The organism is Kitasatospora sp. NPDC057223 (genome assembly GCF_042669755.1).
Classification (GTDB): domain Bacteria; phylum Actinomycetota; class Actinomycetes; order Streptomycetales; family Streptomycetaceae; genus Kitasatospora.
In genome coordinates this window covers 1-19103 of the sequence record NZ_JBHUWW010000077.1, presented here as the reverse complement: position 1 = coordinate 19103, position 19103 = coordinate 1, and the positions used below count along the sequence as shown (strand labels likewise).

Sequence of the window (19103 nt, the reverse complement as noted above, 5' to 3'; positions counted from 1 at the left end):
CCGGCGTCACCGCCCCCGGTGGTCGTTCGGGGCCAGCCGGGGGCCGTAGCGCGGGGCGTGGCCGGCGGTGGCGAGGAGCAGGCGGCAGACGCGGTGGCGCTGGGGGCGGTAGGGCTCCAGCAGGGCGAGCATCTGGGCGTCGTCGCTGCGCGGGCGGCCGGCCAGGGCCCAGCCGACCAGGTTGGGCAGGTGGTAGTCGCCGACCGAGACGGCGTCCGGGTCGCCGTTGCTGCGCTGGAGGGTCTCGGCGGCCGTCCAGACGCCGATGCCGGGCACCGCGGTGAGCCGGGCGAAGGCGTCCCCGGGGGCGAGGCCGGAGGCCTGCTCCAGCCGGGGCGCCAGCCGGGCCGCCCGCACCACGGTGGCGGACCGCCTCGGGTCCACGCCCGCGCGGTGCCACTCCCAGCTGGGGAGCATCGCCCAGTCGCGGGCGGAGGGCGCGACCCGCATGCCCTCGGCCGGGCCCGGCGCCGGGGTGCCGAAGTCGCGCAGCAGGGTGCGCCAGGAGCGGTAGGCCTCGTCGGTGGTGACCTTCTGCTCCAGGATCGCGGGGACGAGCGACTCCATCACCAGCCCGGTGCGGCCGAGCCGGGCGCCGCCGAGCCTGCGCTGGGCCTCGCGCAGCGGCCCGGCCGGCAGGACGAGGGCGGCCGGGTCGTCCTCGGCGCCGAGCAGGGCGGGCAGCGCCGCCAGCAGCCAGTCGGCGCCGGGGCCCCAGGCGTGCGCCTCGACCTCGCCCTCGGCCGGGCGGCCCAGGACCCGCAGGGTGCCGATGCCCGCGGGGGTGCGGGACGCCCGCCAGACGGCGCCGTCGCCGGTGGTCCGGTACGCCGGGTCGCCGGGGCCGCGGCGCAGCGGCAGCAGGGCGCGGCCGAGGTCGAGCGGGTAGCCCGGCCGCCAGCGCCGTACCGTCTCGCCCGTCACCGCCGTCCGCCTCCGCTCCGCCTCGTTCTGCCTCGTTCTGCCGGATGGCCCGTCGTGTTTCGTTCTGCCGCAGCCGCCGTGTTCGCGGACCATTGACCTATGAACGATACGCGGCCGCCCGGACTGTCCTCCGCCGACGAGCACGCCGTGAGCGCGCTGTACCACCGGGCGGTGGAAGGCTGGAACCTGCGCGACGGCGCGTCCTTCGCCGGGCCGTTCGCGGTGGACGGCGAGGTGATCGGTTTCGACGGCAGCCGGTACTCCGGCCGCTCGGCGATCGCGGCCGAGGTGGGCCGGATCCTGGCCGAGCACGAGACTCCGGAGTACGTGGCGAAGGTCCGGCAGGTGCGGCCGCTGGCGCCGGGGGCGGCGCTGCTGGACGCCGTCGCCGGGCTGGTGCCGCCGGACGCGGACGACCTCGATCCGTCACTCAACGCGCTGCACACCGTGATCGCCGTCAACCGGGGAGCCGGCTGGCGGATCGCGCTGTTCCAGAACACCCCGGCGCAGTACCACGGCCGCCCCGACCGGGCCGAGGAGCTGACCCGGGAGCTGCGGACGCTGCTCGGCCGCACACCGGGGCCGCCGGCCTGAAGGACTGCTCCCCGAAGGACTGCCCGCCTGAGGGACTGCCCGGCGCGGGGCACGGTGCCGAAGATCACACCCGGCCCCACCGCCCGCAGCGCCGGGTTTCCGGGCCCGGCCGCCGCCCGCGACGCCCCGTCACCCCTCCCGGTGGCGACCCCTGGGCCGTAGGCTTGGCTGCACCATGACTGCGCCTTTCGCTGCCGATGCCCGCACCCCTGTCGAGCTGCTGCACGCATATCTGCGAGGTGGCACTCCCGCTGCGGATCCCTCACTCCCGCTGGTCACCTTCTACGACGACGCGACCGGTGAGAGAGTCGAACTCTCCGCCCGGACCTTCGACAACTGGGTGGCCAAGACCTCCAACCTCCTCCAGGACGAGCTGAACGCCGGGCCGGACGACCGCGCCGCCCTCCTGCTGCCCGCCCACTGGCAGAGCGCCGTCTGGCTGCTCGCCTGCTGGTCGGTCGGTGTGACGGCCGCCCCCGGCGGCGACCCGGCCGACGCCGACCTGGTGGTCAGCGGCCCCGACGGCCTGGAGGCCGCCCAGGCCTGCACCGGGGAACGGGTCGCGCTCGCGCTGCGCCCGCTCGGCGGCCGCTTCCCGCAGCGCCCGGACGGCTTCCTGGACTACGCCGCCGAGGTGCCCGGCCAGGGCGACCGCTTCGCGCCGTACTCCCCCGTCCCGCCGGACGCGCCCTCGCTGGAGACCACCGTCGACGGCCTGCCGCTGAAGCTCACCGGTGAGCAGACCGTCCAGCTGGCCCGTGAGGGCGCGGCCCGCCTCGGCATCGGGCCCGGCGACCGGGTGCTCTCCACCCTGGGCTACGACGACTGGACGGGTCTGGAGGCCGGCCTGCTGGCCCCGCTGGCGGCCGGTGCCTCGGTGGTGCTGTGCCGCAACTCCGGTGCGCTGACAGCCGATCAGTGGGAGAAGCGGACCGACTCCGAACGGGTGACTCTGCGTCTGGGGTGACCGGCGCCCCTCGGCCGGGCGGGTAGGTATCCCTGCCATGGCCGAGGACGAGAACACCCAGGACTCCCCGACTTCACCATGGCGAAGGCACCGGCGGTGGCTACTGGTCACCGCCGGTGCCCTCGCCATGGCGCTGCTGGCCGGCGGTCTGCTGGGCTGGACCGCGTACCGCCGGCTCGACGGCAACGTGCAGACCGACGCCGCCACCCAGCGGCTGCTGGCCCGGCTGGAGGCCGAGCGCCCGAGCCGCACGGCCGGCGCGAAGGGCGCCGAGAACATCCTGCTGATCGGCAGCGACGACCGGACGGGCGCCAACGCGGCGTACGGCTCGGCGGGCGGCCGGCGCTCCGACACCGCGATCCTGCTGCACCTCGCGGCGGACCGGCGGCGCGCGACGGCGGTCAGCATCCCGCGCGACGCGATGGTCAGCGTCCCGCCCTGCGAGCTGCCGGACGGCACCCGCACCGGCACCCGGCTGGTCCAGTTCAACTGGGCGTACGAGACGGGCGGCGCGGCCTGCGCGATCAGGGCGGTGGAGCAGCTCAGCGGAGTCCGGATCGACCATCACCTGATCCTGGACTTCACCGGGTTCAAGGAGATGGTGAACGCGGTCGGCGGGGTCGAGGTCTGCGTGCCGAAGGCGATCCACGACCGGGACGCCCAACTCGACCTGCCCGCCGGGCGCCGGACGCTGAACGGCGAGCAGGCACTGGGCTGGGTGCGGGTGCGCGAGAGCCTCGGTGACGGCAGCGACACCCAGCGGATGGGGCGTCAGCAGCAGTTCCTGGCCTCGCTGATGCGCAAGGTGCAGTCGCAGGGGGTGCTGCTCAACCCGGCCAGGCTCTGGCCGGTGCTGAACGCGGCCACCTCCTCGCTCAAGGCGGACGCGGGCCTGTCCTCGCTCGGCGCGCTCTACGACCTGACCTGGGACCTGCGGGCGATACCGGCCGCCGACGTGGTGTTCCTGACCGCCCCGCGCCGCCCGTACCGGCTGGACCCGGACCGGGACGAGCTCGTGCAGCCGCAGACCTCCCTGCTGTTCGCCGCCCTGCGTGAGGACCGGCCGGTGGCCGTCCGGGAGCCGGTGGCGGCACCGGCCGGCGCCGCACCCGGCGCCTCCACCGCCCCGGCGCCGGAGCCGACGGGGGATCCGACGGCGAGCCCGACGGCCGATCCGACGGCCGATCCGACGGCGAGCCCCGTCTTCGAGGGGCGGCGGGCGGACGCGGACTCCTGTCCCGTGCGCTGATCCGTCAGCCGGCCGCCCTGGCCTCCCCGAACGAGTGCGGGGAGCTCCCCCGGGCGTGACCTGACGAAATGTCGGAGCCGATGGCAGGGCTTTGTACTGATATGCCCGGAATACCAGTTATGGCAGAGATCACAATCCGCGCAATACCCCCACCGGGCTCGTCTAGGGTGTCCGGGTCGGCTACGAACTACGTGCCGCACGCCGCGCCGGTGGGAGGGAGACAGTCGTGCAGGACACCCCGCAGGAGGTCGACCCCGCCGACCAGTGGGTCCTCGATCCGGAGACCGGGCAGTACCGGCTCGACCTCACGGCCCGGGTGCCCCGCCCGCGCGACGGCGCGGCGCCCCGGCCGCCGGCCGCCGGCCGCGGACGTGCCGAGCGGCGGCGGGACGCCGGGCGGCGGCCCCGGCGCCGGCTGCTCAGGTGGACGGCGGCCGTCGGCGCGCTCGTCCTGGCCGTCGGCTGCGGCGGGGCGCTCTACGCGTACGAGCACTTCAACGGCAACATCACCGCCGTGAAGGTGGAGCTGGGCACCGAGGCGGAGCGGCCCCGGCCGGCCGGCGACGCCCTGAACATCCTGGTGCTCGGCACCGACAGCCGGGAGGGCCTCGGGAGCTCGTACGGCGACGAGGGCAGCACCGGGCACGCCGACACCACCTTCGTCCTCCACCTCGCGAAGGACCGCAGCAACGCGACGGTGATGAGCGTCCCGCGCGACCTGATGGTGCCGATCCCGGAGTGCCGGACGGCGGGCAGGACGATCCCGGGCGCGGACCGGGCGATGTTCAACACGAGCCTGGGCCAGGACGGCCGCGACCCGGGCTGCACCTGGAAGACGGTCGAGAAGGCGACCGGCATCCGGATCGACCACTTCGTGATGGTCGACTTCGAGGCCGTGAAGAGCCTGTCCACCGCCGTCGGCGGGGTGGAGGTCTGCGCGGCCAAGGACATCGACGACCCGGACTCGCACCTGACGATGTCCAAGGGCCGGCACGTGGTGCAGGGCGACGAGGCGCTGGCCTTCGTCCGCACCCGGCACGCCGTGGGCCTGGGCGGCGACCTGACCCGCATCCCCCTGCAGCAGCAGTTCGTCAGCTCGATGATCCGCAAGATCAAGAGCGGTGACACCCTGACCAGCCCGACGAAGCTGTGGAACCTCGCGGACGCCGCCACCAAGGCGCTCACCGTCGACTCGGGGCTGGACAGCGTCGACCGGCTGAAGGACCTGGCGACGGACGTGAGCAAGGTCGACACCCGGCACATCACCTTCACGACCGTCCCGGTGCTGGACGATCCCAGGGACCAGAACCGGCTGGTCCTCAAGCAGCCCGACGCGGGCCAGCTGTTCTCGATGATCGCCGCCGACCGCTCGCTGACCGAGGCGTCGGACGGCGCCTCGCCGACGACCGCGCCGACGGCGCCGGACGGCTCGCCGGGCACCACCGCGCCGGCCGCGCCGGCCGTGGACGCGGCGACCGTCCCGGTCAGCGTGCGCAACGGCACCGGGACGCCCGGACAGGCGCAGAAGGCCGTCGACCGGCTCCGGGCCGCGGGCTTCGCCCGGGCCGCCACCGCCGCCAACGCACCCGCCGCGGCCACCAGTACGCTCGGCTACCCCGCCGCCCGGGCCGCCGAGGCCGCGGCGCTGGCCGACGCCCTCGGACTGCCCTCCGGAGCGCTCACCGAGAACCCGCGGGGCGCCGCCGGGGACCGGCTGCTGCTGGTGCTCGGCAAGGACGCGCTCACCGCTTCGCCGGGCGCCTCCGCACCCGCCGCCGGGCCGGCCGGGGCACCCGCGGACCTCCAGCGGGTCGAGGCGGACGACACCGCCCTGTGCGCGAAGTGACCAGCCCCGCAATTGTTCTGATTATGTAACACACATGAGGGTTTGCTCGTGATCTCAGGTAGGTTCCCCACCTGGGCCCGTCCGGGGCCGGGGACACGGGGGGCGGCGGACCGACGATGGCAGAGCAGCAGGAGGTCCGCGCCGGACACCGTCGCAAACCCCGGACGAAGCGCACCGGCCCGCGCCGCTGGATCAGGCCCGTGGCCCTGACCGCCGGCCTCACCCTGGTCGCCGGCTGCACCGGCGCGTACCTGTACGTCAGGCACCTGGACGCCAACATCCAGCACGGCCCGCTCGGGGCCGGCAACGCACCGCCGCCCGGCGGAGCGGCCGACGAGCAGGGCCGGACGGCGATGAACATCCTGGTCATCGGCACCGACAGCCGCAAAGGCCTCGGCGGCGGGTACGGCGACCAGGAGAACGTCGGCGAGGGCAACAACGACGTCAACATCGTGCTGCACGTCTACCCCGACCGGCGTTCGGCCGTGGCGCTCGACCTGCCCCGGGACACCCTGGTCGACCTGCCGGCGTGCAGGGACCCGAAGACCGGCACCACCTTCAAGGCCGCCCGGCACCGGCCGCTGAACGAGGCGATGGGACGCGGCGGCCCCGGCTGCGTCCAGGACACCGTGCAGTCCGTCACCAAGCTGAAGATCGACCACTACGCGGTGGTCAACTTCCAGGGCGTCAAGGACCTCACCGACGCCGTCGACGGCGTGGACGTCAACCTCTGCCGGGCCATCAAGGACTCGGACTCCCACCTCGACCTCAGCGCGGGCAGGCACACCCTGACCGGGGAGCAGGGCCTGCAGTTCGTCCGGACCAGGCACGCCGTGCAGGACGGCAGCGCGGTCGGCCGGTTCTCTATGCAGCGGGACTTCCTCGGCGCGCTGCTGCGCAAGCTGACCGACAAGGGCACCCTGCTCGATCCCACCAAGGCCTTCCCGGTGGTCGAGGCCGCCACGAAGTCGATCATGGTGGACGACGCGATCGCCGGCACCACAAAGCTGGTCGCGCTGGCCGCCGGACTGAAGGACATCAAGCCGGCCGAGGTCGCCTTCGCCCAGCCCCCGGTCGAGTACACCGCCGACGACCCGGACCCGCTGCTGCGGAGCAAGAACCGCTTCGTCCAGCCGGGCGCGGACCAGCTGTTCGCACTGATCCTCGCCGACAGGTCGCTCACCGGCGGGCCCGACCAGGCGCCCGCCCCGGCACCCACCGGATCACCGGCCGCCGCGACGACCCCGGCACCGGCCGCACCGGCGACGTCCGCCGCGCCGCCGGTCGATCCGGCCGACGTCAGCGTGAGCGTGGTCAAGGGCGTCAGCACGCCCGGCCTGGCCACGGCCGCCCAGAAGACCCTGACCGGCCTCGGCTACCGGGCCACCGTCGGACACGACAGCACCGAGCCGGCCGCCGCCAGCACCGTGCGGTACGGCCAGGCCGACCGGAGGGGCGCCGCCGAGGCGATAGCCGGGGCGCTCGGCCTGCCGGACACCGCCGTCACCGTCGGCGGCAGCGGGCGGAGCGTCCTGGTCACCCTCGGACCGGACTACCGGGCCGCGGCCCCCGGCGCACCGGCGGCGCAGGCCGCACCGGCTCCGGTGCCGACCGCCGTCCCCACCGACGCCTCGGTGCACACCGGCGACGAGACCACCTGCTCGGGCGGCGCGAAGTTCGGCGCCTTCACCCGCTAGCCGGCGCCCAGCCGCGGAGCAGCGTCAGCACGCCGCCGCTCTCCCGGTACTCCTCGCCGGTCCGCGGGCAGCGCCAGCGGCCCTCCCCCGCCCCGGTCAGCGGCTCACCGGCCCGGCCGACCCACTTGACCCGGCGGGCCGGCACCCCGGCGACCAGCGCGAAGTCGGGGACGTCGCGGTGCACCACGGCGCCCGCCGCCACCAGCGCCCAGCGGCCGACCGTCACGCCGGCCACGAGGACCGCCCGGCCGCCGACCGAGCAGCCCCGGCGGAGCGTCACGCCGCGGGCCTGCCAGTCCTCGGAGCGCTTGAGCCGCCCGTCGACGTCGACGGCACGCGGGTAGAGGTCGTTGGTCAGCACGGCGGCCGGTCCGATGAAGACGCCGTCCTCGACCACGGCCGGCTCGTACACCAGCGCGTGGTTCTGCACCTTCACGCGGTCGCCGATCCGCACCCCCGGGCCGATGTAGGCGCCGCGCCCGATGATGCACTCGGCGCCGATCACCGCGTCCTCGCGGACCTGCGCGAGGTGCCAGACCGTGCTGCCCGGGCCGATGCTCGCGCTGCCGTCCACGTCGGCACTCGGTTCGATCCGTGCCCCGGCCGCTGCCGTCCCGCCCTCGGTCGTCGCCATGGGCGCGAAGATAGCGCGCGCCGGGGCACCCCGGGGCCGGTTCGGGTCAGCCGGTCTCGGCCGCCAGGTTCGCGGCCCCCAGCGCGGCCGGGGACCGGCTGGCGATGACCTTGCGGGCCAGCGAGCGCGGCGAGGTGAGGAAGCCGAAGCCCCAGCTGAGGTGCATGGTGGCGAAGGCCAGCGGGAGCCGCAGCCGGGCCCTGGGCGGCAGGCCGCGGCCCTCCGTGACGGCGCCGCCGAGGATGCCGAGCAGGTAGCAGGCCGGCAGGGCGAGGAAGGCGGGGTGGACGGCGCTGAGCAGCAGGCCGCCGACGACGCCGAGGAAGGCGGCCGGCGGGGCCAGGTACCGGAGGTTGACCGAGCCGCGGTGGTAGCGGGTGACGACCCGGCGCCAGCGGCCGTAGTCCTTGTACTGCTTGGCCAGCGCCCGCGCGCTCGGGCGGGGCCGGTAGGTGACCCGCAGCTGCGGGGTGAACCAGATCAGGCCGCCGTCCTGGCGGATGCGGTAGTTCAGCTCCCAGTCCTGGGCGCGGACGAACTCCTCGTTGTAGCCGCCGAGCTTCTCCAGCACCTCGCGGCGGAAGACGCCGAGGTACACGGTGTCGGCCGGGCCGGCCAGGCCGCCGGTGTGGAAGGCCGCGTTGCCGACGCCGAGCTTGGACGTCATGGCGGCGGCGACCGCCTTCTCCCAGTCGGTCTCGCCCTCGGCGTGCATGATGCCGCCGACGTTGGCGGCCTCCATCTCGCCGAGCAGCCGCACGGCGGTGCCGATGTACCCCGGAGTGAGGAGCCCGTGCCCGTCGACGCGTACCACTATCGGGTGACCCGAGCCCTGGATGGCGGCGTTCAGCCCGGCGGGGGTGCGCCCCGTGGGGTTGCGGACGGTGCGGACCCGAGGGTCCGCGGCGACGATCTCCGCGGCGATCTCGTCCGTCCGGTCGGTGGACGGCCCTAGGGCGATCACGACCTCCATCGGACCGGCGTAGTCCTGTTCCAGGATGTGCCGCACCGCTGTGCGCAGGTGTCGTTCCTCGTTGAGCACCGGCATGATCACGGAGACCGCCGGCAGCTCCTCAGCAGCCTTGGTGTTCATCGAGCCCAACCGTACCGGTGCAGGTGGGTCGCCGTCGCGTCCCGGTCCTGGCACTCCTCGAACCCTTTACGGGAGGACCGTACCCCCGTTGTCCTCGGCCGCCGCTACCGGCCCCGGCGTGCCCTCCCCCGGCCCGGCCGGACGCACGCCTACCATCCAGGGGATGCCCTCGTCCCCGTACCCAGCCGCCCGCCCGCGCCGCCGCCGCTGGGCGCGCGCGCTGGCCGGCTGCGCAGCCTTCGCCGTGCTGGCCACCTCGTGCGGCGGCTGGGCGGTGCTGAACGGCATCGGCTCCTCGATAGGCAGGGTGGACGTCTTCAGCGGCGACCAGGCCCGCCCCGCCGACGACGGGGCGACCACCTTCCTGGTGGTCGGTACCGACGACCGGGAGGGCATCCCCGAGTCGACCCTGAAGAACGTCCTGCACGCGGGCGGCGAGTCCTGCCACTGCACGGACACCATGATGATCGTCCGGCTCGCCGAGGACGGCGGCCGGGCCGGCGTGGTCAGCATCCCCCGTGACTCCTACGTCGACATCCCCGCCCATCAGGACCTGGCGACCCGCAGGCAGGTGCCGGCCGGCAAGGGCAAGATCAACGCCGCGTACGGGATGGGCGGCGCGGCGCTGACCGTGCGGACGGTCGAGCAGAACACCGGCCTGCGGATCGACCACTACCTCCAGCTGAACTTCGCCAGCTTCGTCTCCACCGTGGACGCCCTCGGCGGGGTGGAGGTGTGCACGGCCAAGCCGCTCAAGGACGAGTACTCCGGACTGGACCTGCCCGCCGGCACCAGCACCCTGGACGGCGCCGGAGCACTCAAGTACGTCCGGGCCCGGCACCTGGACGGCAGTGCGGACCTCGGCCGGATGCACCGGCAGCAGAAGTTCATCGCCCAGCTGCTGCACCGGGCCACCAGCACCGGCGCCCTGCTGAACCCCGTCCGGCTGACCCGGCTGGCGGACACCGTGCTCGGCTCCGTCCGGGCCGACAAGGACCTCACCACGGACGACCTGGTCACCCTCGCGGCCCGGATGAAGGACCTCTCCAGCGGGAAGGCCGACTTCGCGACCGTACCGCTCGCCGACCTCGACCACCCCGTCAACGGCTGGGGCTCGACCGTGCTGTGGGACGCGGCCGGCGCGAGCGCCCTGTTTGACGCCGTCCGGGCGGGCCGCCCCCTCAGCGAACCGCCGTCGGCCGCACCCGCCGCACCCACCGTGGACGCACCGGGGGCGACGGCCACCGGGGCATCCGCCGTGGCACCCGAACAGGTCCGGGTCCAGGTGTTCAACGCGGCGGGGGTGCCCGGCCTCGGCGCGCGGGTCGACGGGGACCTGCGCCGGTCCGGCTTCGCCACCACCGGCGCACCCGCCAACGCACCCGGCGGGGAGACGGTGGCCCGGACGACGGTGCGCTACGACCCCCGGTGGGACGAGTCGCTCCGGACGCTGGCCGCCGCGCTGCCGGGCGCCGCCCTCGTCCCCCAGCCGGGGCTGGGCGCGACCCTGCAGGTGCTGGCCGGCAGCGACTACCCGGGTGTCACCGGCACCGGCGCCCCGACGGCCGTCCCCGTGGCCGTCCCCGCAGCGGTGCCCGCACCCGCCGTCAGCGCCGCCACCGGCGACCAAATCACCTGCCCCTGAGGCCCGCCCGCTAGAGGAAGAAGCGGGCGATCACGAAGACGACGTAACCGGTCAGCGCGGCGCGGTTCACCAGCAGCTGCGGGCTGACCAGCCGCTCGCGCAGGTCCCCGCCGGGCCGCCGCTCCGGCCGGTTCGCCGCCGTGGCGATGGCCGTGGCGACCGCCTGCGGGTCGTAGGGGCCGCCGAGGTGGCGGCTGAGCATCCGCCCGGGCCGGCCGGCGATCCGCACCTCCTGCCCGTCGGTGAGCTGGACGGCGAGCCGGTGCCGGTGCACGGCGGCCGCGTTGACCCGCTCCCAGGGGATGCGGCGGCTGCTCAGCGCGGACGCCACCTCCACGCCGTGCCCGTCGATGGCGGCCTGCCAGCTCAGCGCCCCGGTGACGGCCAGGAAGGCCGGTATCCCGATCATCAGGGGGTGCAGCAGCCCCAACGCCCAGGACCGGGACCCCAGGGCGTACACCGCGAGGGCCAGGACCAGCGCGACCACCGGCCCGGCGGCCAGCCGCAGGCCGAGCGGCATCTCCCAGCGCTGGGCGGGCAGCGGCGGGCCGTACTCGCCGGTGGCCTCGACGTTCTGCGCGGCCAGCGCGGGCACCGCCAACTGCTCCTGGAGGAAGTGCCGGTGCCGGTCGCCGTGGCGGGGCGGCAGGACCTGCTCGCGGCAGACCACCGCGTACCAGGCCGGCTCCGGGCCGTCCATCATCATCGGCGGGCGGACGAGCAGCTGGGAGTACGGCCCGTCCGGGCCGCGGTAGAGGAGCGCCGGGACGGGCCGGTTGGCCTCCGCCAGGACGGCGGCGGCCAGCTCCGGCGGGAGGGTACCGGGCGCGGCCTCCTCGTCGTCGGCGCCGGCGTCGTCATCGGCGCCGTCGTCCTCGTAGTGCTCGGGGTCCGCCCGGCCCGCGCCGTTCGTCCAGCGCTCGCCGTCCCAGCTGTACCGCTCGCGGGTGCGCAGCCGCCACAGCGGCGGGTCGGCGGGCCCGGCGTCCACCGGGCGGACCAGCAGGTCGCCCTTGCCGTCGGGGTGGACGAGCACCGCGAGCGCGGGTGCGCCCGGCTCGCGCAGCCCCTGCCTGGTCCGCACCCAGGTCGCGGCGGAGCCCAGCAGCAGGACGCCCAGCAGCCCGGCGAACGCGCCGAGCTGGGCCGAGTCGGTCGGGTCGTACGGCTGGCCCTCGATCCTGGCCCAGTCACCGTGGGCCAGCAGCGGCACGCTGTCGCCCGGCTGCGGGAGCGGCGCCCAGAGGACATCCGCCTCGAACGTGCGCTGCGCCGCCTCGTCCGGGAGCCGGTAGCCGATCCGGGCGGTGTCGACCTCCTGGTCGACCGAGAGCACCGAGCCCTCGACGCGGGCGGCGGCCCGGTCGCGCTCCGCCTCGTCGGCCTGGTCGGCCAGCCCCATCAGCACGGCGAGGACGGCGGCCACGACCAGCAGCCAGCCCAGGATGCAGCGCAGCAGCCGGCGGGTGGGCGCGGGCGCCGGCGAGGGCAGGCCGGCGAACGTCCACGGGTAGGGCACCGCCTCGCCCATCAGGGCGTCGAGCTGCTGGCGTCCCCGGCGCCGGCCGAGTTCCGCGCCGATCAGGACGGCGGCCAGCAGGCCGTGCAGCAGCAGGGCGACGAGCCGGCAGACCTCGTTCTGCAGGCCGCCCGGCAGGTACCAGAGCAGCGCCGCCACCACGACCGGGACGGCCGCCAGCCCGCGCGGCCGGACGAGCAGCAGGACGATCTCGGCGATCACCGAGAACACCGCGATCGCGCTCCACCAGGACGACACACAGGGCTGCTCGGGGGTGCAGGCACCCGGCACCGGCTCCAGCGCGGTGGCCAGCAGGAAGAACGCGCCGGGCACGACGGCCAGCCAGCGGTTGTCGAACCGCCTGCTGTCGAACCGCCGGCCGGCCGGCGGCCCGGCCGTGCGGACGCTGCGCCAGCGGGCCGCGGCGGCGGAGGTGAGGAGCGGCGCGGCGGGTAGCGGCGGCGGCAGCGCGTCGGGACTCGGCATGCCGCGATGATGTCAGGCCCCCGGGCACGGCGGAGGGGCCGGGTGCGTGCACCCGGCCCCTCCCACGACGTCACCGGCTCCCCCGCCGGACGGCGCGTCAGTCCGTCGCGATGGCCGCGAGGACGTTCATCCGGCCGGCCCGGAAGGCCGGGACGAGGGCCGCGAACAGGCCGATCAGCACCGAGGCGAGCAGCGTCGCGACGATGGTGGTGACCGGGACGGCCAGGGTGGCCAGTCCGTTGCTCGCCAGCACCTTCTGCGAGGTGATGCCCCAGGCCAGCCCGAGGCCGGTGCCGAGGACGGCGCCGAACAGGGCGATCACCACGGACTCCAGACGGATCATCCGGCGCAGCTGGCGGCGGGACAGCCCGATCGCCCGCAGCAGCCCGATCTCGCGGGTGCGCTCGACCACCGACAGGGCCAGCGTGTTGACCACACCGAGGATGGCGACCACGATCGCCAGCCCGAGCAGGCCGTAGATCATGTAGAGCAGCTGGTTGAACTGGCTCTGCACGAGCTCCTTGTAGCCGGCCTGGTCCTTGACGGTGAGCTGCGGGTACGCCTTGACGGACTCCTCCAGCGCGGTCAGCGTCCGGGCCACGTCCGCGCCCTGCGCGGCCTTGCCGAAGGCCACTCCGGCCGGCGGCTGGTCGGCCACCGGGACGGCCTTGGCCACGGTGTCCACGGTGGCGAAGTAGCCGCCGTCGAAGAGCGAGTTGCCCTTCTTGACGATCACGCCGACCGGGAGGGACTGGGTACGTCCCTGGCCGTAGTCGACGGCGATCCGGTCGCCGACCGCGAGGTGGTGCTCGGTCGCGAAGTCCTGGCCGACCGAGATCGCGCCCTGCCGGAGCGAGTCGGTCGTGCCCGACAGGACGGGGATCTTGAAGTCCTCGGTGAAGGTCGGGGAGACGGCGGCGACCTCGGTCTCCGTGGTGACGCCGTCCGGGGTGGTGAACACCGCGTCGACGCCGCTCTGGGTGGTGACGTGGGCCATGCCCGGGGTGGCGGCGACGGCCTTGATCATGTCCGTGGTGAGGCCGGCGTTGCCACCGGCGATGATGTAGTCCGCGCCGACCGACTCGTCGACCTGGCTGTTGATGGACTCGACGGCGGACGAGGTGAACACCGAGGCGCCGATCACCAGCGCCAGTCCGATCATCAGGGCGGCGGCGGTGGCGCCGGTCCGGCGCGGGCTGCGCATCGCGTTGCGCTGGGCCAGCCGCCCGGACGGGCCGAACAGCTTCGGCAGGGCGGCACCGAGCACCCGGACGACCGTGGTGGCCAGCAGCGGGCCGAGGACGACGAAGCCGACCAGGGTCAGTACGACGCCCAGCCCGAGCAGCATCCCGCCGGTACCGGCCTTGTCGACGCTCGCGGCGGCGACCAGCAGGGCCGCGCCGCCGCCGGTCAGCGCCAGGCCGACGACGGTGCGGATGCGGTTCGCCTTGGCCTCGCTGGGGGTGCCGTGGTCGCGCAGGGCGGCCATCGGCGCGATCCGGCTGGCCCGGCGGGCCGGGATCCAGGCGGCGAGCACGGTGATCACGATGCCGACGCCGTACGCGGCGAGCGGCACGTTCAGGCCGATCTGCAGCTCGGAGCCGGAGAGGTTCATCCCGACGGCCTTCATCAGCTGGATCAGGCCCTCGGCCAGGCCGAGGCCGGCGCCGAGGCCGAGCGTCGAGCCGAGCACGCCCAGGATCAGCGCCTCGACCAGCACCGACTGGTTGACCTGCCGGCGGCTGCCGCCGAGGGCGCGCAGCAGGCCGATCTCGCGGGTGCGCTGGGCGACCAGCATCGAGAAGGTGTTGATGATCAGGAAGCCGCCGACCAGCAGCGAGATCAGCGCGAAGCCGAGCATCGCGTACTTCATGAAGTTGAGGAAGGAGCCGACGTCCGCGTTGCTGTCGGCCTTCTGCTCCTCGGCGGTCTTGACCTGGTAGCCGCCGCCGAACGCGCCCAGGGCCTCGGCCTTGAGCTGCTCGTTCGTCCGGCTGCCGTCGCCGTAGGCCTCGACGGAGGTGTAGGCGGTGCTGCCGAGCAGGTCCTTCTGCGCGGTGGCGGTGTCCAGGAAGGCCAGCGCCGCACCGGGGTTGGTGGTCTTGAAGGTGACGATGCCGGAGATGGTGAACTCGTACGTGCCGCTGGTCGCGATCACCCGCAGCGGGCTGCCCAGGGCGAGTCCGGACTTCTTGGCGGTGTCGGCGTCCAGCATGATCTGGCCGTCGCCCTGCGGCGCCCTGCCGGAGGTGATCTCCACCGAGTTGCGCGGGCTCTCGGCCCAGTTGCCGGTGAGGGTCGGGGCGCCGGTGGTCGGGCCGACGGCCTTGTTGGTGGCCGGGTCGACCAGGGTGGCGCTCTCGGTGAACACCTGCCCGACCACGCTCTTGACGCCCGGCAGGGCGGCGACCTTCTGCACGGTCTCGACCGGGACGGTGCGGACCTTGCCGTCGTGCACCACCTTGCCGTTGAGCTTCGGCGGGTCCTGCTGGACGGAGATGTCGGACGCGGTCGAGGCGAACAGGCGGTCAAAGGTGCTGGTGGCGGTGTTCGAGAACACCAGTGTCCCGGATACGAACGCCACCGACAGGACGACGGCGATCAGCGAGAGGATCATCCGGCCCTTGTGGGCGAAGAAGCTCCGTAGTGAGGTCTTGAGCAGCATCGGTCCGTCTCCCCCGGCTCAGCTGGTGCGCTTGCCGTCGAAACGGCGCATGCGTTCGAGGACGGAGTCGGCGGTCGGGGCGTGCATCTCGTCGACGATGACGCCGTCGGCGAGGAACAGCACGCGGTCCGCGTAGCCGGCGGCGACCGGGTCGTGGGTGACCATCACGATGGTCTGGCCCAGCTCGTCCACCGAGCGGCGCAGGAAGGTCAGCACCTCGGAGCCGGAGCGGGAGTCGAGGTTTCCGGTGGGCTCGTCCCCGAAGATGATCTCGGGGCGCGCGGCCAGTGCCCGGGCGACGGCGACGCGCTGCTGCTGCCCGCCGGACAGCTGGGTCGGCCGGTGCTTCAGCCGGTCGGCAAGGCCGACGGTCTCCACGACCTGGTCGAGCCAGGCGGCGTCGGGGCGGCGGCCGGCGATGTCCATCGGCAGCGTGATGTTCTCCAGCGCGTTGAGCGTGGGGAGCAGGTTGAACGCCTGGAAGATGAAACCGATCTTGTCCCGGCGCAGCTTCGTCAGCTGCTTGTCCTTCAGGCCGGTGATCTCGGTGTCGCCGATCCAGATCCGGCCCTCCGAGACGGTGTCCAGGCCCGCGAGGCAGTGCATCAGGGTCGACTTGCCGGAGCCGGACGGGCCCATGATCGCGGTGAACCTGCCGCGCTGGATGTCCACGTCGACCGCGTCCAGGGCGGTGACCCTGGTCTCCCCCGCGCCGTACGCCTTGGTCACCTGCCGCGCGGAGGCCGCGATGGCGGATGCTCCGCCGGGAGTCTGGGGGTCGTACACGGCCGCTGCTGCCGTCGTCACTGGATTCTCCTAAAAGTGTGGCCCGCCCGTTTCCCCCGAGTCTGTCGGCCGCCACCCGCCCACCGACAGGGTGGCAGGAGGAGTATCGACTCGGGGGTTAGCCCCACCCTCGTACCGTCCGAGCGGGGATAAGGACCACGTTAGGAGCGCCCGGAGGACGGATCGTCATCCGCCGGGAGGAAGCAGCCCAACCGTAGATGTACGGGGAACGGGCCCCTCCCCCTAGGGGTCCCCGTCCGCCCGGCTCAGGGTCGGTGGCGCTGTGCGGCGCCTCAGCGCGCCACGGCCAGCTCGCCGCGCCGCTCCAGGGCGGAGGCGAAACCGTCCACCACCGGCGTGAGCAGGACGTCCGTCTCCCGCTCGATCACCGTGACGCCGTCCTCCCGGACGGTGATGTGGCGGTCCAGCACGAACCAGCCCTGGGTGATGTGCCCGGCTCCCATCGAGCTGAGCACCGGGCGCAGCGCGTAGTCCACCGCGAGGACGTGCGCGGTGGAGCCGCCGGTGGCCAGCGGCAGGACGGCCTTGTCGGTCAGCGCGTACTGCGGCAGCACGTCCAGCAGGGTCTTGAGCAGCCCGGAGTAGGCGGCCTTGTAGACGGGGGTGCCGATCACCACGCCGTCCGCCTGGGCGAACAGCTCCAGGGCGGCGGCTATCTCCGGGTGCGAGACGTCGCCCGCGAGCAGCGCCTCGGCGGGCAGGCTGCGCACCTCGAACGGCACCACCTCGTGGCCGCGCGCCGCCAGCCGGGCGTCGACGTGGCGCAGCAGCCGGGTGGTGCGGGAGGTACGGGACGGGGAGCCGGAAACGGACAGGACGACGGCCATGGAGTTCACCTCGGGGCAGGGCGGCGCGGTGGGGGCGCCGAACGGAAAGCGGGAGACCGCGCCTCAGCCCGTCGACGGCTCAGACAGGCCGACGGTGCCCGGCAGCGGGAAGGAGGGGGATGGCGAGAGGGTTGAACGGTGGCGAGCGGTCAGCCACGACACAGCGAACAGGACACACGCTGAAGGTCGACGTGCCGCCGACGCGTGAGGATCCATCGCTGCTCCATGCCACTCATGCAAACACGCAGCGTTGTGCCTGGTCAAGGTTCGTTCCACCTGGTGGAACAACCCCGCCGCCGACGGCCGGGGCACCGCGCGGCGGCACCTCGCGGTGACGTTGCCGCGAAGCGATCCGGGCTGTGCATCAAAACGGCTACAAGGGCCCTGGTGGGGACCCCGGGGGGAGTCCGGTGCCCCGCGATCGGGCATCCTCTCCCACATGAACACGTGGCAGGAGGGCCGCCCGGGGGGCGGTGGCGGTAACGCGTACGGCGAGCGCGGGGGCGCGTACGGACAGAGCGGTGGCACGGGTGCCGAACCGCCGCTGCCGGCCGGCCTGAACCCGCGCGGTCCGGGGGCCACGCCGCCCCGGCGCCCGGAGCCGCCGCAGCAGCAGCCGCAGCAGGGCGGCTTCGGACCGCCGCCCGCCGGGTACGGCCAGCCGTCCTCGTACGGGCAGCCGTCCCCGCAGGGCGCGGGCCGGCCGCCCGGCGGGCCCGCCGGCCCGCAGCAGCAGCCCGGCGGCGTGCCGCCGCAGCGCCCGGACGGGTCCGGTGGCCCGATAGGCCCGGGCGGCGCCCGGCCGCCCGCGACCCGCTCCCGCTGGCCCCGCCGGCGGATCATCAAGGTCTCGATCTTCTCGCTGGTCGTCGCCCTGATGGCGACCGCCGTCGGCACCTGGTTCTGGGCCGACTCCAAGCTCAACCACGAGAACGTGCTGGCCTCCTACCAGGGCCGCCCGGCCGCCGGGAAGGGCACCAACTGGCTCATCGTGGGTTCGGACAGCCGCGACGGCCTCAGCGACTCCCAGGAGGAGGACCTGCACACCGGCCACGCCGGCGGCAAGCGCAGCGACTCGATGATGATCCTGCACGTCGGGGACAGCGGTAACACCCTCATGAGCATCCCGCGCGACTCCTGGGTGCCGATCCCCGAGCACGCCGGTGACAACGGCAAGACCGTGAAGGCCACCACCTCGAAGATCAACGCCGCGTTCGCGGCCGGCGGCGGCAAGCTCCTCGCGCAGACCGTCGAGCTGAACACCGGCATCCGGATCGACCACTACGCCGAGATCGGCTTCGCCGGCTTCGTCGGCATCGTGGACTCCGTCGGCGGCGTCGACATGTGCATCGACACCGCCGTCAAGGACAAGGACTCCGGCCTCGACCTCAAGCCCGGCTGCCAGACCCTCAGCGGCACCCAGGCCCTCGCCTTCGTCCGCCAGCGCCACCAGATGGCCGACCAGGACCTCGGCCGGATGCGCAACCAGCAGAAGTTCCTCGGCGCCCTCGCCAAGCAGGCCGCCTCCCCCGCCACCGTGCTGAACCCCTTCACGTTCTACCCGCTGGTGAGCTCCGGCCTCGGCACCCTGATCGTGGACGAGGACGCCGGCCTGACCGACCTCGGGTCGCTCTTCCTGGCCATGAAGGACGTCAACGGCGGCAGCGGCAAGAGCATCACCGTCCCCATCAGCAACCCCGACTTCCGCACCTCGACCGGCGAGTCCGCCGTGAAGTGGGACACCGCCAAGGCCAAGCAGGTCTTCGAGGCCTTCAAGAACGACACCCCCGTCCCCGACGTCAAGTAACCCGCACCACAAGGGACTCCGGGCACACCTGAGCCGCGTCGTACTCCGGTACGGCGCGGCTCAGGCCGTCCGGCCCCGGTGCCGCCAGGCTCCGGGCAGGCCGCCGGCGGCGACGGCGGCGCCGAACATGCGCAGGTCGGTCGTCAGCGCGGGCCGGCGGGCGGCGGTGAAGAACACCGACGGCGCCCCGGACCGCTCAGCGCGCAGCCCCGGCACAGCGAAGCCCCCTCCGGCCGGAGGGGGCTTCAGGTCCGGTCGTGCGGGTGTTACGGGAGGTTGCGGGCCATCACGATGCGCTGGATCTGGTTGGTGCCCTCGTAGATCTGGGTGATCTTGGCGTCGC

At 74.1% G+C, this 19103-nt stretch carries 17 protein-coding genes; 7 read left to right on the top strand and 10 right to left on the bottom strand.

Going from position 1 to position 19103, the window contains the following annotated elements:
- Positions 1 to 6 precede the first annotated feature (6 nt).
- The gene (locus ACFUK0_RS24795) at positions 7 to 924 is read right to left on the bottom strand and encodes a DNA-3-methyladenine glycosylase family protein (RefSeq protein ID WP_380253776.1); all 918 of its coding nucleotides are present in this window, start codon (positions 922 to 924) and stop codon (positions 7 to 9) included.
- Between the two features lie 99 nt (positions 925 to 1023).
- On the opposite strand from ACFUK0_RS24795, the gene ACFUK0_RS24790 reads away from it, so the two are divergent.
- The 5 genes from ACFUK0_RS24790 (at position 1024) to ACFUK0_RS24770 (ending at position 7277) form a co-directional block, all read left to right on the top strand.
- Positions 1024 to 1518 carry an SgcJ/EcaC family oxidoreductase gene (locus ACFUK0_RS24790; RefSeq protein WP_380253774.1) on the top strand — a complete coding sequence of 165 codons (495 nt, stop codon included), beginning with the start codon at positions 1024 to 1026 and terminating at the stop codon, positions 1516 to 1518.
- A 175-nt stretch (positions 1519 to 1693) separates the two neighbouring features.
- On the top strand, positions 1694 to 2485 hold the full coding sequence (locus ACFUK0_RS24785) for a TIGR03089 family protein (RefSeq protein ID WP_380253772.1): 792 nt from the start codon (positions 1694 to 1696) through the stop codon (positions 2483 to 2485).
- A gap of 37 nt (positions 2486 to 2522) precedes the next feature.
- Complete coding sequence (locus ACFUK0_RS24780; protein ID WP_380253770.1) at positions 2523 to 3734, top strand: LCP family protein; 1212 nt, start codon at positions 2523 to 2525, stop codon at positions 3732 to 3734.
- A gap of 226 nt (positions 3735 to 3960) precedes the next feature.
- A complete protein-coding gene (locus tag ACFUK0_RS24775) occupies positions 3961 to 5580 on the top strand; it encodes an LCP family protein (RefSeq protein ID WP_380253768.1) in 1620 nt (539 codons plus the stop codon).
- Positions 5581 to 5696: 116 nt separating this feature from the next.
- A complete protein-coding gene (locus ACFUK0_RS24770) occupies positions 5697 to 7277 on the top strand; it encodes an LCP family protein (protein ID WP_380253766.1) in 1581 nt (526 codons plus the stop codon).
- Here ACFUK0_RS24770 and ACFUK0_RS24765 read toward each other — a convergent pair.
- Together ACFUK0_RS24765 and ACFUK0_RS24760 are read right to left on the bottom strand one after the other, a co-directional pair.
- The gene (locus ACFUK0_RS24765) at positions 7267 to 7911 is read right to left on the bottom strand and encodes an acyltransferase (protein WP_380253764.1); all 645 of its coding nucleotides are present in this window, start codon (positions 7909 to 7911) and stop codon (positions 7267 to 7269) included. The two genes, ACFUK0_RS24770 and ACFUK0_RS24765, sit on opposite strands and share 11 nt — an antisense overlap.
- 46 nt (positions 7912 to 7957) lie before the next feature.
- A complete protein-coding gene (locus ACFUK0_RS24760) occupies positions 7958 to 9004 on the bottom strand; it encodes a glycosyltransferase family 2 protein (RefSeq protein ID WP_380253762.1) in 1047 nt (348 codons plus the stop codon).
- 163 nt (positions 9005 to 9167) lie between these two features.
- On the opposite strand from ACFUK0_RS24760, the gene ACFUK0_RS24755 reads away from it, so the two are divergent.
- A complete protein-coding gene (locus ACFUK0_RS24755) occupies positions 9168 to 10649 on the top strand; it encodes an LCP family protein (protein WP_380253760.1) in 1482 nt (493 codons plus the stop codon).
- 10 nt (positions 10650 to 10659) lie between these two features.
- Here the strand turns inward: ACFUK0_RS24755 and ACFUK0_RS24750 are convergent, their stop codons facing one another.
- The 5 genes from ACFUK0_RS24750 to ACFUK0_RS24730 all read right to left on the bottom strand — a co-directional run bounded on the left by ACFUK0_RS24750 (position 10660) and on the right by ACFUK0_RS24730 (position 17180).
- Positions 10660 to 12654 carry a hypothetical protein gene (locus ACFUK0_RS24750; RefSeq protein ID WP_380253758.1) on the bottom strand — a complete coding sequence of 665 codons (1995 nt, stop codon included), beginning with the start codon at positions 12652 to 12654 and terminating at the stop codon, positions 10660 to 10662.
- 97 nt (positions 12655 to 12751) lie between these two features.
- Positions 12752 to 15319 carry an ABC transporter permease gene (locus tag ACFUK0_RS24745; protein ID WP_380253756.1) on the bottom strand — a complete coding sequence of 856 codons (2568 nt, stop codon included), beginning with the start codon at positions 15317 to 15319 and terminating at the stop codon, positions 12752 to 12754.
- Between the two features lie 18 nt (positions 15320 to 15337).
- On the bottom strand, positions 15338 to 16069 hold the full coding sequence (locus ACFUK0_RS24740) for an ABC transporter ATP-binding protein (protein WP_380253816.1): 732 nt from the start codon (positions 16067 to 16069) through the stop codon (positions 15338 to 15340).
- A gap of 329 nt (positions 16070 to 16398) precedes the next feature.
- Positions 16399 to 16953 (bottom strand): NADPH-dependent FMN reductase, encoded by a 555-nt coding sequence (gene ssuE / locus ACFUK0_RS24735; RefSeq protein ID WP_380253754.1) that lies wholly within the window; start codon positions 16951 to 16953, stop codon positions 16399 to 16401.
- A gap of 149 nt (positions 16954 to 17102) precedes the next feature.
- A complete protein-coding gene (locus tag ACFUK0_RS24730) occupies positions 17103 to 17180 on the bottom strand; it encodes a putative leader peptide (protein WP_380253814.1) in 78 nt (25 codons plus the stop codon).
- 212 nt (positions 17181 to 17392) lie between these two features.
- Here ACFUK0_RS24730 and ACFUK0_RS24725 point away from each other — a divergent pair, with 212 nt between their 5' ends.
- Entirely contained in the window at positions 17393 to 18760 is a 1368-nt protein-coding gene (locus ACFUK0_RS24725; RefSeq protein WP_380253752.1) for an LCP family protein, read from the top strand.
- Between the two features lie 60 nt (positions 18761 to 18820).
- Here ACFUK0_RS24725 and ACFUK0_RS24720 read toward each other — a convergent pair whose 3' ends face one another.
- Positions 18821 to 18976 (bottom strand): hypothetical protein, encoded by a 156-nt coding sequence (locus tag ACFUK0_RS24720; protein WP_380253750.1) that lies wholly within the window; start codon positions 18974 to 18976, stop codon positions 18821 to 18823.
- A 50-nt stretch (positions 18977 to 19026) separates the two neighbouring features.
- Positions 19027 to 19103, bottom strand: a 77-nt coding sequence (locus ACFUK0_RS24715) for an acyl-CoA dehydrogenase family protein (protein WP_311670695.1), incomplete at its 5' end; no start/stop codon positions are given.

Bases quoted from the DNA above. Each gene is read 5' to 3' on its own strand.
- ACFUK0_RS24745 (WP_380253756.1), bottom strand. From the start codon at position 15,319: ATGCTGCTCAAGACCTCACTACGGAGCTTCTTCGCCCACAAGGGCCGG.
- ACFUK0_RS24780 (WP_380253770.1), top strand. From the start codon at position 2,523: ATGGCCGAGGACGAGAACACCCAGGACTCCCCGACTTCACCATGGCGA.
- ACFUK0_RS24755 (WP_380253760.1), top strand. From the start codon at position 9,168: ATGCCCTCGTCCCCGTACCCAGCCGCCCGCCCGCGCCGCCGCCGCTGG.
- ACFUK0_RS24770 (WP_380253766.1), top strand. From the start codon at position 5,697: ATGGCAGAGCAGCAGGAGGTCCGCGCCGGACACCGTCGCAAACCCCGG.
- ACFUK0_RS24785 (WP_380253772.1), top strand. From the start codon at position 1,694: ATGACTGCGCCTTTCGCTGCCGATGCCCGCACCCCTGTCGAGCTGCTG.
- ACFUK0_RS24730 (WP_380253814.1), bottom strand. From the start codon at position 17,180: ATGGAGCAGCGATGGATCCTCACGCGTCGGCGGCACGTCGACCTTCAG.
- ACFUK0_RS24725 (WP_380253752.1), top strand. From the start codon at position 17,393: ATGAACACGTGGCAGGAGGGCCGCCCGGGGGGCGGTGGCGGTAACGCG.
- ACFUK0_RS24750 (WP_380253758.1), bottom strand. From the start codon at position 12,654: ATGCCGAGTCCCGACGCGCTGCCGCCGCCGCTACCCGCCGCGCCGCTC.
- ssuE (WP_380253754.1), bottom strand. From the start codon at position 16,953: ATGGCCGTCGTCCTGTCCGTTTCCGGCTCCCCGTCCCGTACCTCCCGC.
- ACFUK0_RS24765 (WP_380253764.1), bottom strand. From the start codon at position 7,911: ATGGCGACGACCGAGGGCGGGACGGCAGCGGCCGGGGCACGGATCGAA.
- ACFUK0_RS24760 (WP_380253762.1), bottom strand. From the start codon at position 9,004: ATGAACACCAAGGCTGCTGAGGAGCTGCCGGCGGTCTCCGTGATCATG.
- ACFUK0_RS24790 (WP_380253774.1), top strand. From the start codon at position 1,024: ATGAACGATACGCGGCCGCCCGGACTGTCCTCCGCCGACGAGCACGCC.